Source organism: Paenibacillus sp. JT22N7 (assembly GCF_059383875.1).
The window spans coordinates 453823-467992 of the sequence record NZ_JBXENY010000005.1 but is presented as its reverse complement, the minus strand read 5'-3'; the positions used below and the strand labels follow the sequence as shown (position 1 = coordinate 467992).

Genomic DNA, 14170 nt, shown 5'->3' with positions numbered 1-14170 from the left:
AGTCAGGGGTTGATGAGACCTGACACATACATGGGCTGCGAATTACACTCTGGAGTATCTTGGGTAATGCCAAGCGGCAGGGCGAACGATATTTCGCCGAAAGCGGTATGAGCAGCTTTTTTTCAAGCTGTTTGTGCAAGTTGGGTGGTACCACGGTTATTCAATCGTCCCTATGTCTCCAGTAGACGAGGGGCGATTTTTTGTTGCCCAAGGTGAAACGGCTGTCGCCGTCCTCTGGCGGCGCGGCGCGTTTCAGTCCGAGAAATATAAGCCTATTTATAAGTGCAAAACTTATAAATTCTTATATTTCAAGCAAAAACGACTTCGTCGTCCTTCTGGGACGTGCGAAGAGCTTTGTCGGAGAAATATAAGCCTATTTATACGTGAAAAACTTATAAATTTTTATATTTCAAGGTGAAACGGCTATCGCCGTTCTTTGGCGGCGCGGCTCGTTTCATTCCGAGAAATTTAAGCCCATTTATAAGTGCAAAACTTATAAATTCTTATATTTTGAAAAAGCCTAGCCCAGTGCGTTATTGTGCTCATTAACGTAAATCATGACCATTATTATCGAATAGAAAAGGGGTTGTTTGCTTTGAATATTATGGATGAACTCGAATGGCGCGATGCCATTAACCAGCAGACGGATGCGGAGGGACTTCGCGAGCTGACGAATACGAAGGCGGTATCGCTGTACTGCGGCGTTGACCCGACAGGCGACAGCATGCATATCGGCCACTTAATTCCGTTTATGATGCTCAAGCGTTTCCAACTGGCAGGCCATCGCCCGGTCATTCTGATTGGCGGAGCGACCGGAACGATCGGCGATCCGAGCGGACGCCAGACGGAGCGCTCGCTGCAAACGCTGGAGCAGGTACAGGCGAATGTCGATGCTTTGAGTGCTCAGCTGAAAAAGCTTTTTATGACCGACGGCGACAATCAGGTGCGCATGGTCAACAACTACGACTGGACGCACAAAATCAATGTCATTGAATTTTTACGCGACTTCGGTAAAAACTTCAGCATCAATACGATGCTGGCGAAGGACGTCGTCTCCAGCAGACTCGATAGCGGCATCTCGTTTACCGAGTTTTCGTACCAAATTTTGCAGTCGCTCGACTACTTGCACCTGTTCCAGAACGAGGATGTGCAGCTGCAAATCGGCGGTTCCGATCAATGGGGCAACATTACGAGCGGCCTTGACCTCATCCGGAAAAAAGAAGGCGCAGAAGCGAAAGCGTTCGGCCTGACAATTCCGCTCATGCTGAAAGCCGACGGCACGAAATTCGGCAAAACGGCGGGCGGCGCGATCTGGCTTGACCCGAATAAAACGACGCCATTCGAGTTTTACCAGTTCTGGGCGAATACCGATGACCGCGATGTCGTGAAATACTTGAAGTTCTTCACGTTCCTGAGCAAAGCGGAAATTGAAGCGCTTGAGGAGAAGGTGCAAACTGAGCCTCATAAACGCGAGGCGCAGAAGGCGCTGGCAGAGGAAATGACGAAATTCGTGCACGGCGAGGACATGCTGGAGCAGGCGAAGCGCATTACAGCAGCGCTGTTCAGCGGCGATATTCGCTCGCTGACAGCGGATGAAATTGAGCAGGGCTTTAAAGAAATGCCGACCTTCACAGCAAACGGAGAGCCGAAAAACATCGTCGACTGGCTCGTCGATCTCGGCATTGAGCCTTCGAAGCGCCAAGCGCGCGAGGATATTACGAAGGGCGCTATCTCCATGAACGGCGAGAAGGTGACGGAGCTGGAATTTACCGTTACAGCCGAGCATGCGATTGGCGGACGGTTCATCATTATCCGCAAAGGCAAAAAAAGCTACAGCTTAGTGAAGCTGAGCTAGAATAGGAAGCATGGAGCATGGAGCATGAAGCAAGAAGCAAGAAGCATACTTCTTTTTCGCGGCCTGACGATCCGCTATTTTAAGCTTTTGGTTGATTTCAGCGCTTGAGCGGACAGGAAATCCGTTATCTATGGGAATTTTGCACAAAAGCGGGGCATTCGCAGCCATTAGCGGCTCCTGAGTCCGCGAACCTCTCCATAAAGCGTTGTTTTGGGAAAATAGCGGCATCTCTGTCCGCCAAAGTTTCGGATTGAACCATTGCCCGGCCAAATAGGGTCGGCGTAAATATAGCCAAACAGCGTAAGGAAGCTGTTTGGCTATATTTTTTAACTATTTATGAGGAATTTCGTTATCTTGCTCTTTCATTCTCGGAGGCTTACAGCCTTGGTCACTTGAGGTATAGTAAGGATAAGACGAACGAAATGGAATAGCGGGGGGATGGAAATGGCCAAAACGATAAGGGAAGAGCTGCTTATGCGTGCGGAGGCGGATTATCAGAAGTTCGCTGCGTCGCTGATTCCGAATATTAGCAATGTAATGGGAGTCCGGCTGCCGGAGCTGCGCAAGCTTGCAGCGGAAATTGCGAAGGGCGACTGGCGCGCCTATTTGGCGGAGGCGGACGATGAATTTTTCGAGGAGGTCATGCTGCAAGGCATGGTCATTGGCCTCGTGAAGACGGATATGAAGGAGCTTCAGCGCTATATTGCTGATTTTGTGCCGAAAATCAACAACTGGTCCGTCTGCGACAGCTTCTGTGCGGGGCTGAAGGTGACCAAAAAACATGAGCAGGAAATATGGGATTTTATCCAGCCGTATTTTGCTTCGGAGCAGGAGTACGATTTGCGTTTTGCCGCGGTTATGCTGCTTAATTTTTATGTAATGGAGGAATATTTGGAGCGGGTGCTTCAGCGGCTCGATCAGATTGACCATCCTGCGTATTATGTGAAAATGGCCGTCGCATGGGCGCTATCCATTTGCTATATCAAGCAACCGGAGCCGACGATGGCCTATTTGAAAAATAATGCGCTCGACACTTTCACTTATAACAAAGCGCTGCAAAAAATAACCGAATCGTACCGCATCGATCCGGATACGAAAGCGATTATCCGCAGCATGAAGCGGAAAGTCGTGAAAAGCTAATGCTGCAGAAGAAAAGTATAGAGGAGTAAAGTAGAGCAAAGCTGAAAAGCCTGCTTTCTGCAAGCTGGAGGGGTTACGATGAAAAGTGAGCTTTTATATAAGCAGCCGAAGACGCTGCTCAATAAAGGAACCGGCTTTCTGTCAGGCTACAGCCATTCGCTCAATCCTTATACAGGCTGCGCATTTGCTTGCTCATATTGCTATGTGCGTGGCATGCCGGTGTCTATCTTCCGTGGACAGGAATGGGGAAGTTGGGTTGATGTCAAGCTGAATGCTGCCGAACTGCTAAAGAAAGAGCTGCGAAAAGCGAAGGGGCCGGTGACGATTTTTATGTCCTCCAGTACGGACCCGTATCAGCCAGCCGAATATAAGGAGCAGGTGACTCGCTCCTTGCTGGAGGCGATGGCGGAGGAACCGCCGGACTTTTTGCTAGTTCAGACGAGAAGCCCGCTGGTCACTCGCGATATCGATTTGCTGCTGCGCCTGGGAAGTCGGGTACGCGTCAGTATGACGGTGGAGACGGATTTGGAGGCGATTCGCAAGCATTTTTCACCGATGGCTCCGCCTATTCAAGCTCGATTGAAAGCTTTAAAATTATTGAAGGAAGCAGGAGTGCCAACTCAGGCGGCGGTTGCTCCATTGCTGCCAAGCAGCGAGGCATTTGCGGACAAGCTAGCTCCGCTCGTGGATCGGGTGTGCATAGACGATTATTTTATGGGTGACGGAAGCGGCGGTAAACGAACTAAGCGACTTGGACTAGAGACACTGTATGCGCAGCTGGGAGCAGAGGAATGGAATGAGCCTTCGGCTTACGAGACTGTTTATCGGCAGTTCCGTGAGGTATTTGCGGAAGAGCAGCTTTTTATAAGTCAGGCGGGGTTTGAGCCTTGAGAGGGTGAATTTTCACAGGAAATGATTGTAAGTGGCAGATTTGGATGCTAGGATAAAAGAGGAGTGTCGCGCGAACGTTAAGCTCCCATGAAAACCCCGGGAGTTTCGCACATTGCGCCAGATCAGGGAAAACTCGGATTTTTATTTCCATGGGCATTAGGAAATGGAGTTGAATGAAGAGGTTCGCGGAAATGTACCATTTTCCCCTTGCTGCGCAAGGCTTCATGAGATATGCTGTCGCTCTCCGTGCGAGAGCGTGGATTGAAACCAGTCCTCGCCAAAGTTCCCGCTGTACAGGTTTTGTCGCTCTCCGTGCGAGAGCGTGGATTGAAACCGACAGGTTTATCTAAGTCCAACACCCTAGGCTCTGTCGCTCTCCGTGCGAGAGCGTGGATTGAAACTCCAATTCGCTTCACTGCCTCCTTCACCGTATCCGGTCGCTCTCCGTGCGAGAGCGTGGATTGAAACGCGTTGAAGCCCTCCATACCCGCCCGCGTTGCGCTTGTCGCTCTCCGTGCGAGAGCGTGGATTGAAACCGGCAATTCCTTTTTCACGCTTGCACCACTTTTCGTCGCTCTCCGTGCGAGAGCGTGGATTGAAACATGCCTCCACCTCTTACAGCGAAGCCGGGAACACGTCGCTCTCCGTGCGAGAGCGTGGATTGAAACAGTTGGAGTTATATAATACTGTTGAGGAGAAAAAAGTCGCTCTCCGTGCGAGAGCGTGGATTGAAACTCAAACTGGATCATGGCTGCTCACCCTCTTCATTGTCGCTCTCCGTGCGAGAGCGTGGATTGAAACACAAAGGCCACAACTGCATTAAAGGCCGTCATTATGTCGCTCTCCGTGCGAGAGCGTGGATTGAAACATCCGTTGGTTTGGGTGAGAAAACGATTCACAAGGTTGGTCGCTCTCCGTGCGAGAGCGTGGATTGAAACCGAACAGGAGTGGGAACGTCCTCACCGCGACTATGTCGCTCTCCGTGCGAGAGCGTGGATTGAAACTTGACTCGATCAAGTACCGCCGATCCTCCGCTAACGTCGCTCTACGTGCGAGAGCGTGGATTGAAACATGGGAGAGGACACAAAACCCTACTTGTACGTGTGGTCGCTCTCCGTGCGAGAGCGTGGATTGAAACTCCGTTCCCTCAATACCAGCTGCTAAGCCAGCCCCGGTCGCTCTCCGTGCGAGAGCGTGGATTGAAACCGGAATGTCCCCACCGCCATTCATCGCTATGACCTGTCGCTCTCCGTGCGAGAGCGTGGATTGAAACAATACTATAAGTATGCGACGGAAAAGAAGGCAGATGTCGCTCTCCGTGCGAGAGCGTGGATTGAAACCGATTACAAATACGACGATCAACCAAAACCACCATTGTCGCTCTCCGTGCGAGAGCGTGGATTGAAACCGTTCTTTTAACAATTCCCCCAGCCTGCATTCCCCGGTCGCTCTCCGTGCGAGAGCGTGGATTGAAACTATCAATATATGGTATAATCTGTATCTCTGTCAATAGAGTAGACACAAGAAACCGAGATTTTTAAGCTGCCTTTCGGTACCTGCGTTCGCATTCATTGGGAGTGAGATACCCGATGGTCGAGTGAATGCGTTTGGCATTGTAGAAGCAGAGGATGTATTCAAAGATGCGTTTACGTGCTTGCTCCCGCGTTTTGAAGCGCTCCAAATAAATGAGCTCCTTTTTAAGAACGCTATGGAACGCTTCGATACAAGCATTGTCATAGCAGTTGCCTTTGCGACTCATACTAGCCTTCATATTGTAGGTTTTTAGACGGGCTTGGTAGTCATGAGAAGCATACTGACTTCCTCGATCAGAGTGATGCAGCACTTCACCCGTTGGGCGCTGCTGCTGATGCGCCCGATCAAGCGCCTGAAGGACTAATTCTTTGGTCATCCGATCACTCATTTGAAAGCCCACAATTTTGCGGCTATACAAGTCCATGACGCTCGCCAAATAGAGCCATCCTTCATCCGTGGCAATGTAGGTGATGTCGGTCACCCAAGTTTGATTGGGTGCCTCGGGTCTGAATTGGCGATTGAGTACATTTTCGGCGACAGGTAGGTTGTGTTTGGAGTTCGTTGTCGCTTTATATTTTTTAATGGTTCGGGATTTCAGACCCTGCTCCTTCATCATTCGAGCGACAGTCTTCTCCGAGATTTTCCTGCCCTGTTTATGTAGCATTTGTGTAACCTTCGGGCTTCCATAAAGCCTACGAGAATCTAGAAAGATTCGCCGAATACGCTGTACCAGCTTTTTACGGCTTTTCTCTCGTTTGCTGACTTTACGTGTGGTCCATTTGTAATAACCGCTTCTGGAAACGCCCATAGCAGCACATAGCTTTGCGACACGGCAATGGAAGCGGTGATTGTGGATGAAGGCATAGATCAGCGCCGGTCTTTTGCAAAGTAGTGCATGGCCTTTTTTAGAATGTCATTTTCTTCTTGCAAGTCACGGATTTGCTTTTGTAACGCCTTGAGGGCCTTGTCCTCTTCTTTCAATTGACCACTGCCAGGAAAGGCTTGTCCGCCATCTTGTTTGATTTCAGATACCCACCGATACACGGTATTGACGTGCAGCCCTAATTCCTCTGCCACTTGAGGGGCCGTTTTTCCCTCTTCTTGAATCATCTGGACGACTTGTCTTTTAAAGGCTTGATCATAATGTTTCTTTGTCACTTCGTTCACCTCGAATTTGGATAGGTCTATTTTATCCGATTCTCGGTTCTACGTGTCTACTTTTTAGTCTAACAACAATCTATTTAGCAAGTATCGTCGCTCTCCGTGCGAGAGCGTGGATTGAAACATTTACGCCACCACATATAAGCGGCTACACCGATAGGTCGCTCTCCGTGCGAGAGCGTGGATTGAAACGGAAGGAACCAGTTGGTATATGAAGGTAAGTTCTGGTCGCTCTCCGTATGAAAGTTTTGGAAATTTTCAGGCATCTCTTAAAATGATTGAACTATAAGGCTGGTCTCCATTTGACAACTTATTTTAAAAGTCGTACAACTGCATGGATGCCCTGATAAACTGTTACATCTATATAGTGGTTTGATGTTTTTTTCATGGTTCCCTATTTTAAAAATTTTGTATGTAGTCTAAGTTTGTTTTTATTCATTGCATAGGAATAACCTCTTCGTCTTTTTCATAATAATGTTTAAGGCTTGATTTCGAGGGGGCGATTATATGCAAGCGTTTACTTGTACTAACGACAGAAAGATCGACGATAGAATTTCACGGCTGAGGTACAAGTACTCCCGAATATTCAGCATTGGATTTTGGACAATCAGATTTTTTTAGCCAAAAAGGCCGTAATCCGCCAGATAAGAGCTCTGTGGATTACGGCCTTTATTTAAACAAAATTGAAGTTTTGGGGTTACGTTGGACAATAGGGAGTTAGCATCATGAATGTAAGAGAGGTTATGCTCCCCTCACGGGGAGCGCCAAACGGAATCTTTAAAATAGGGTTTCAATCCACATCCTTTAATTGATCCAGGATGACTTTTAAAATAGTATTTTAGGTAAAAAATGTCTTTACAACCAATAGGTTACCTCGTACACTTATGGAAAGCAATGGTATATAGGTCTCAGTGAAAAATGTCGAGGTGATTCTTCTGTACTATGCGCATCGAACAAAATCAGATGATAAAGCAACGTGGCAGCTGCTTATAGTTCATCTTCAAGAGGTAGCAGAGCTAGCTGGACATTTTGCGGCCGCTTTTGGTGCAAGAGATTGGGGGAAAGCAGCTGGAATCCTACATGATTTAGGCAAGTATTCGAAGAAATTTCAACTTAGGCTGGATGATTCTCAAATAGCCGTGGATCACGCAACAGCAGGAGCACAGCATATGATGGAACGTGAAAAGGGCGATTACGCCTTGTTGTTGGCTTATATCATAGCAGGGCACCATGCTGGCCTTCCGGATTGCGGTACAGATGCCGGTGAACAGTCGACACTGCTTAATAGGCTAAAAAAAGAGGTGGAGCCTTATCAAGAAGCGGCCTTTAATGAGCTGCCACAGCAGCTCGGCCTAGATAAACTTTCGCTCTCTCTGAAGCCAGGAATATCGCCGGAATTTCAACTCGCTTTTTTCACAAGAATGATTTTCTCTTGTTTAATTGATGCGGACTCGCTTAATTCTGAGGCTTTCTCGAATAAGAAGCAGAGTGCCAAACGAGGAAAAATAGCAGATTTTCCAGAGCTGTTTAAGAAATTTGAAACTTACATACAAGATGAGTTTGGTGATCCTGAGTCATCAATTAATTATAATCGTTCAGAATTGCTAACTCACTGCATAACTAGGGCGCAAAGCCCAAGAGGAATGAAGACACTTACTCTACCTACTGGAAGTGGCAAGACGCTTATTTCCCTCGGATATGCACTTCGTCATGCCATTCACCATACAACTAATGACGATCAGGCTATAAGAAGAATTATTTACGTAATTCCATATACAAGCATTATCGAACAAAATGCGCGAATATTCAGAGAAGTTCTAGGTGATGAAAATGTGCTGGAACATCATTCTAACGTTCAGCATGAGAAGAAACAAGACAACGAGGATGGTAGCATTGATTTGAAAGAGAAGCTTCAACTCGCGGAGGAAAATTGGGATTATCCTATTATTGTAACTACTAATGTGCAGTTTTTTGAATCTTTGTTTGCAAATAAGCGTGGAAGCTGCCGCAAGCTGCATAATTTAGCGAATAGCATCATTATTTTAGATGAAGCGCAACTCATGAATGGCGGTTTGTTCAAACCTTCACTTTATGCTTTGCAGGAGTTAACGCATAACTATGGGGCAACGGTATTGCTGTGTACAGCAACGCAACCGGAAATAGCGAAGCTGTTTCATGGGCCTATTGAATTAGAAGAGTTAACAGATGATGTGCCCTTGAGGTTCGAGCAGTTCAAACGCGTGTGCATAAAGCAAGTCGGAACGTTAAGTTTGAATCAGATCGATGAACAACTTGCTTCTCATAAACAGGTGCTGTGTATTGTGAATACACGTAAAATAGCGCGGGAAATCTATGCACAGTGTCTCAAGCGTAGTAGTGAAGATGTAATGAAAGAGGGAATTTTTCATCTAAGTGCTCGAATGTGTCCGCTCCACCGGACAGATATCCTAGCACTTATACGTGAACGATTAAAAAAAGAAAATCTACCTTGTACCGTTATTAGTACGCAGCTTATTGAGGCTGGTGTAGATATTGATTTTCCTGCGGTATACAGGGAAATAGCAGGTCTGGATTCTATTGCTCAAGCAGCAGGACGCTGTAATCGCAACGGTAAAGCTCCTGTTGGATATACCTATGTTTTTGAAACGGAATATGGATTACCACCGGGGTGGTTCAGCGCAACAGCAGAAGTTACACGTTCTGTATTGGAGAAATACAAAGATGACCCCTTATCTTTGGAGGCAGTGCGGAAATATTTTAACGAGCTGTATTTCTATCAAAGCAGTGGCAAAGTGGATAAAACAGATTCGAAGGGGATATTAGAATTAATAGAGCGGAGGGGTGCTTTGCTGGAGTTTCCGTTTCGAGAAATTGCCCAGCGATTTCAGCTTATTGATACGGCTGCTAAGGCTATAATTGTGCCTTATGAAAGACCGAATGAGAGAGATGAGAAAAAGGATAATGCTTTAGAAGATGGGGTTTATATAGATGAACATGGGAATAAACAGGGAGGGCGGAATAACAGTAAGGCTTGGAAGCTTATTGATCAACTGCCATACGCTTTTCCAATGACTGGAATATTGAGGCAGCTCCAGCCCTATGTTGTTCAGCTTTATCCGGATGAGTTCAATGCATTTCAAAAGGCAGGAGAAATCGAGCAAGTGCGAGATGGGGTCTGGGTACTTAAAAACCCCGCTAAATGGTATGACGATAAACTTGGTGTAATTCCATATTCTCAGCAATTCCATGAGGATGAAATTTATATTTTTTAAGAGAGGAGGGTTTACTATGGGATATGGTATTCGCTTAAGAGTATGGGGAGATTACGCTTGTTTTACAAGACCAGAGATGAAGGCAGAGCGCGTAAGCTATGATGTCATTACTCCTTCGGCAGCACGAGGGATACTGGAAAGTATACATTGGAAGCCTGCCATTCGTTGGGTCATTGATCGTATTCATGTATTGAAGCCCATTCAGTTTGAAACGATTCGCAGAAATGAAGTGGAAGGTGTCATCTCCGCTCGTAATGTTCAACAGGCTATGGATGGCAAACCGATAACGCTTGCGCAAATCGTAACGGAGGAACGGCAGCAGCGTGCTACACTTATGCTAAAACAAGTAGCCTATGTAATAGAGGCCCATTTTGAAATGACGGATGCAGCGGGAACCGAGGATTCTCCGGAGAAGCATTATAATATTTTTCTTCGCAGAGCTCGTAAAGGGCAGTGTTTTCAGCAGCCTTATTTGGGTTGCCGTGAATTTCCAGCGAGTTTCGAACTAGTAGAAGTAGATGAAACCCTCCATTCCTATGCATATACAGATGTAGCAGAGAAGGACCTAGGCTGGATGTTGCGGGACATTGATTTTAACAATGAGATGACCCCGCATTTTTTTCGAGCGAATATGCGTTGCGGCGTGATAGAAGTTCCCAGATCGAAAGGAGGAGGTGAGCTGCTTCTATGATCATTCAAGCTCTATATGAACGTTATGAGCAGCTTGTCAGAAATCCTAAATCGAAGATAAGTCCTATGTATAGCAGCATGGGGAAAATCTCTTTTGTGTTAGTCATTTCAGCTACAGGTGAATTGTTAAATATAGTGGATATGCGTGAAGTGGACGGGAAGAGAAGGAAAGCATCAGCTATAAATATTCCCGAACAAGGCAGCAGAAGCAGCGGCATTAAGCCGTTCTTTCTCTCGGACAAGCCAGAATATTTGTTAGGCTACCATACTATATCGGATGTTGCAAATGCTTCGGCAACAGATGCTAAGAAGGTAGTAGATGCACGTAGAAAGTACGAGGCTTGCGTAGAGCTTCATCATAATATTTTGCAAAATTTGGAGGACAGTGGAGCCAAGGCCATTCTTGCTTTTTTCTCCCATTGGAATATAGAAACAGTACGTGAGCATCCAAAGCTCCAAAATTTTATTGCTGATTTAGATAAAGGGCTGGATTGCAACATGGTATTTCGACTTGATGAAGATGCTGATGGATATCTTCATGAACGTGAAGCGATAAAAACGTGTTGGATTCGTTATATGGAAAGTGAGAAAGCAAGCTCCGAGCTTATCGGGCAATGTCTGATTACGGGTAAAGAGGGGGAGCCGATTGCCCAAACGCATGAAATTAAAATTAAAGGCGTTCGCGGGGCGCAGTCATCTGGAGCGGCGCTTGTTTCCTTCAATGTTGATTCTTTCCTGTCTTACGGAAAAAAACAAAGCTTTAATGCGCCTGTCAGCAAAACTGCGGCTTTCGGCTACACGACAGCTCTGAATCATATGTTGGAATCGGATACGAATACCATTACAGGCATTGGCGATATGACGGTCGTGTTCTGGGCTGGTGCTTCTCCGTTTGGAGAAGATATGGAGAGAATTGTTGTGAATGCTTTTACTCAGAATCGCACTATAGCATTGGAAAATAAAGCAACAGATCAGATTATGGATGTTATAAAGCGCGTTCAGCAAGGAAAAAAACTAACGGAAAATATGTTGTCGATTAAAGAGACACCGTTTTACATTCTTGGACTTTCTCCAAATATGGCAAGAATTTCAGTACGGATGTTCTGGCAAGGACATTTTGGACAAATGTTAGAAAACATAAATGCGCACAGTACAGATATGGACATAGTGGGTTTAAAAGATTACCGGGCTGAGACTCCTTCTATTTACCGTATAATGGAAGAAACTAGGCGTGTAAGCAGCGAAGGCAAAAAGGTAGGGGAAGGTCCGCCGCCTGGACTAGGGGGAGCAGTTCTGCGTGCAATCGTGCAGGGAAACGCTTATCCACACGCACTTTATATGAGCATTGTTAATCGCATTCGTGTGGATGGAATTGTCAATCAGTTGCGTGTCGCCATTATTAAAGCTTACTGGAGCAGATATGCTCGCCTGAATAATAATTTGCAATTAGAGGGGGCTTTATCTGTGAGTATAAATGAAGAAAGTCAAGATGTCGGTTATCGTCTGGGAAGAGTATTTGCTGTGTTGGAGAAGGTGCAGATCGAATCGGTAGGAGATAATAAGTTGAATGCAACCATTAAGGATAAATATTTTGCATCGGCCGCTACTAGACCGCTAGCTGTATTTACTTTTTTATTCAAAAATTTGACTAATCATCATATGAAAAAAATGCGTTCCAATGGGAACGGTGGCTTGGCGGTAACCTACGATATTCTTTACCAGACCATCTTAAAAGGAATATATCCTATCCCAACAACTTTAAATCAACAAGAGCAGGGTTTATTCATTCTTGGTTACTATCATCAAAAACAACAATTGTTTACCAGCAAAAAGCAGTTAGCAGAACCAATATCAATACAAGAAAAAGACCATCAACAGTTATCTAATAGCGAAGAAGCTTAATTGATAATAATCCATCTCTATGTTTTGAAAATACGATTTGAGAGGCGATGATTGAAAATGGCAATTGAACAAGCGGAATTGGAAAAAGTCGGGCAAAATAGTGCGTTAGCTCAAAGATATGATTTCTCCATTTTTTTTGATGTAACAAATGGTAACCCCAATGGTGATCCTGATGCAGGAAATATGCCGCGTACCGATCCAGAGACAGGTCATGGTATTGTGACTGATGTATGTATTAAACGAAAAGTCCGCAATTATATTGAGCTGACTAGGGAAGGGGAAGAAGGCTTTAACATTTATGTGACAGAGGGCGCAGTGCTTAATGAGCAGCAACGCCGCGCATATCGAGCGATTCGACCAGATGATGCTGATACTAAGGAATTGAAACCTAAAAGTCAGGAACAATCACGTCAATTAACACGTTGGATGTGTGATAATTTCTTTGATATTCGTACCTTTGGTGCAGTTATGACAACGAAGGTGAATTGTGGACAGGTGCGTGGGCCGATTCAGTTTACGTTTGCCCGGAGCATTGATCCTATTTTTCCTCAGGAGCTAACAATTACTCGTCAGGCAGTAACGCAAGAAGGAGCTGCTAAAGAAAGAGAAATGGGACGTAAACACATAGTTCCATATGGTCTCTACCGTATGGATGGGTATATTTCGGGTTATTTGGCAGAAAAGACGGGATTTACGAACAATGATTTGGAATTGTTATGGGAAGCTCTGCTTCATATGTTTGAGCATGATCGCTCAGCATCACGGGGACAAATGACGGTTCGAAAACTTGTTGCTTTCCAGCATGAGACAAGGCTTGGTAATGCTCCCGCTCACCAATTGTTGGAACGTGTTGATGCTATTCGTGTGAGAGACCAGAGTCTGCCAGTAGAGCCGATTCGTTCTTTCAAAGAATATGAGATTACGATTAATAGGGATGATTTGCCTGAAGGTATCAAAATACTAGAATGGTAGGCGAATAAGAGGGGGCGGGCAATGGCAAAGAAGTTACTCTATCAGGAAGATGATTTGCTGATGCTATCTGGTGTTCAGCATTATGCGTTCTGCAAGCGTCAGTGGAGTCTTATTCACATCGAGCAGCAGTGGAGCGAAAATGTTCTTACTTACGAAGGTCAACAAATGCACGGCCGGGCGGATGATCCTTACTTTAGTGAAACGCGCGGCGATGTGCTCATCTCAAGGGCTCTGCCACTCGTTTGTTATTCGATTGGGTTTTATGGTAAAGCGGATGTGGTTGAATTCCATGCAGTAGTAAGTTCTAGAAGCAGTAGCATTATAGGAGAAAGAGACGCCATTGCTCTTCCGGGCCGGGAAGGGCTATGGCGTCCTTTTCCGGTAGAGTACAAGCGCGGTAAACCAAAAAGCGGAGATTGGGACGAAGTACAACTATGTGCCCAGGCAATGGCGCTTGAAGAGATGTTCGGTGTCCAACTAACGGAAGGAGCATTGTATTATGGTGAGCGCGGCAGAAGGGTTAGCGTTACCCTAACTGAAGGCTTAAGGCGGCGAGTTTATGCTTTGTTTGAAGAAATGCATGGATTATTTTTAGCAGGATTAACGCTTCCAGCTGTTTATTCCTCCAAATGCAAAAATTGCTCGCTATTGGATATATGCATGCCAGCGATCTTATCCCGAAAATCTAAGCAAAGCAGGGGATATCTCCAGCACTATTTAGACAAGGAGATGGGCTAAACGAAGAAAGGAGGAA

At 45.8% G+C, this 14170-nt stretch carries 9 protein-coding genes, 1 CRISPR repeat array and 1 other annotated feature (1 of these 11 cut by a window edge); of the genes, 8 read left to right on the top strand and 1 reads right to left on the bottom strand.

Annotated features, from left to right (window positions below):
• Nucleotides 1–175, top strand: a binding site (T-box leader); it begins 48 nt to the left of the window's first position.
• A 420-nt stretch (nucleotides 176–595) separates the two neighbouring features.
• The 3 genes from tyrS to AC50Y5_RS16510 all read left to right on the top strand — a co-directional run bounded on the left by tyrS (nucleotide 596) and on the right by AC50Y5_RS16510 (nucleotide 3886).
• Nucleotides 596–1855 carry a tyrosine--tRNA ligase gene (gene tyrS, locus AC50Y5_RS16520; protein ID WP_056035269.1) on the top strand — a complete coding sequence of 420 codons (1260 nt, stop codon included), beginning with the start codon at nucleotides 596–598 and terminating at the stop codon, nucleotides 1853–1855.
• Nucleotides 1856–2299: 444 nt separating this feature from the next.
• Nucleotides 2300–2995: a DNA alkylation repair protein gene (locus AC50Y5_RS16515; RefSeq protein ID WP_056035266.1), complete on the top strand. Its 696-nt coding sequence runs from the start codon at nucleotides 2300–2302 to the stop codon at nucleotides 2993–2995.
• A gap of 78 nt (nucleotides 2996–3073) precedes the next feature.
• A complete protein-coding gene (locus tag AC50Y5_RS16510; protein ID WP_056035257.1) occupies nucleotides 3074–3886 on the top strand; it encodes an SPL family radical SAM protein in 813 nt (270 codons plus the stop codon).
• Nucleotides 3887–4122: 236 nt separating this feature from the next.
• Nucleotides 4123–5362: a CRISPR direct-repeat array (repeat unit 32 nt; unit sequence GTCGCTCTCCGTGCGAGAGCGTGGATTGAAAC).
• 61 nt (nucleotides 5363–5423) lie between these two features.
• On the opposite strand, the gene AC50Y5_RS16505 is transcribed toward AC50Y5_RS16510, so the two are convergent.
• Nucleotides 5424–6529, bottom strand: a protein-coding gene (locus AC50Y5_RS16505) for an IS3 family transposase (RefSeq protein WP_494862330.1) whose coding sequence is annotated in 2 segments (ribosomal slippage) — nucleotides 5424–6319 and nucleotides 6319–6529 — 1107 coding nt in all. Because the reading frame shifts where the segments join, the coding sequence is not laid out codon by codon here.
• Between the two features lie 962 nt (nucleotides 6530–7491).
• Between AC50Y5_RS16505 and AC50Y5_RS16500 the strand changes: the two genes are divergently transcribed.
• The 5 genes from AC50Y5_RS16500 to cas4 are packed head-to-tail and all read left to right on the top strand — an operon-like array spanning nucleotide 7492 to nucleotide 14154.
• Nucleotides 7492–9852: a CRISPR-associated helicase/endonuclease Cas3 gene (locus AC50Y5_RS16500; protein ID WP_056042050.1), complete on the top strand. Its 2361-nt coding sequence runs from the start codon at nucleotides 7492–7494 to the stop codon at nucleotides 9850–9852.
• A 16-nt stretch (nucleotides 9853–9868) separates the two neighbouring features.
• Nucleotides 9869–10543 carry a type I-C CRISPR-associated protein Cas5c gene (cas5c, locus tag AC50Y5_RS16495; protein ID WP_494862141.1) on the top strand — a complete coding sequence of 225 codons (675 nt, stop codon included), beginning with the start codon at nucleotides 9869–9871 and terminating at the stop codon, nucleotides 10541–10543.
• Complete coding sequence (gene cas8c / locus AC50Y5_RS16490; RefSeq protein ID WP_056042046.1) at nucleotides 10540–12444, top strand: type I-C CRISPR-associated protein Cas8c/Csd1; 1905 nt, start codon at nucleotides 10540–10542, stop codon at nucleotides 12442–12444. The genes cas5c and cas8c overlap by 4 nt, the downstream gene beginning before the upstream one ends.
• 57 nt (nucleotides 12445–12501) lie before the next feature.
• On the top strand, nucleotides 12502–13416 hold the full coding sequence (gene cas7c / locus AC50Y5_RS16485) for a type I-C CRISPR-associated protein Cas7/Csd2 (RefSeq protein WP_056042045.1): 915 nt from the start codon (nucleotides 12502–12504) through the stop codon (nucleotides 13414–13416).
• A 21-nt stretch (nucleotides 13417–13437) separates the two neighbouring features.
• On the top strand, nucleotides 13438–14154 hold the full coding sequence (gene cas4, locus AC50Y5_RS16480) for a CRISPR-associated protein Cas4 (protein ID WP_056042043.1): 717 nt from the start codon (nucleotides 13438–13440) through the stop codon (nucleotides 14152–14154).
• The last annotated feature ends 16 nt before the right edge of the window (nucleotides 14155–14170 follow it).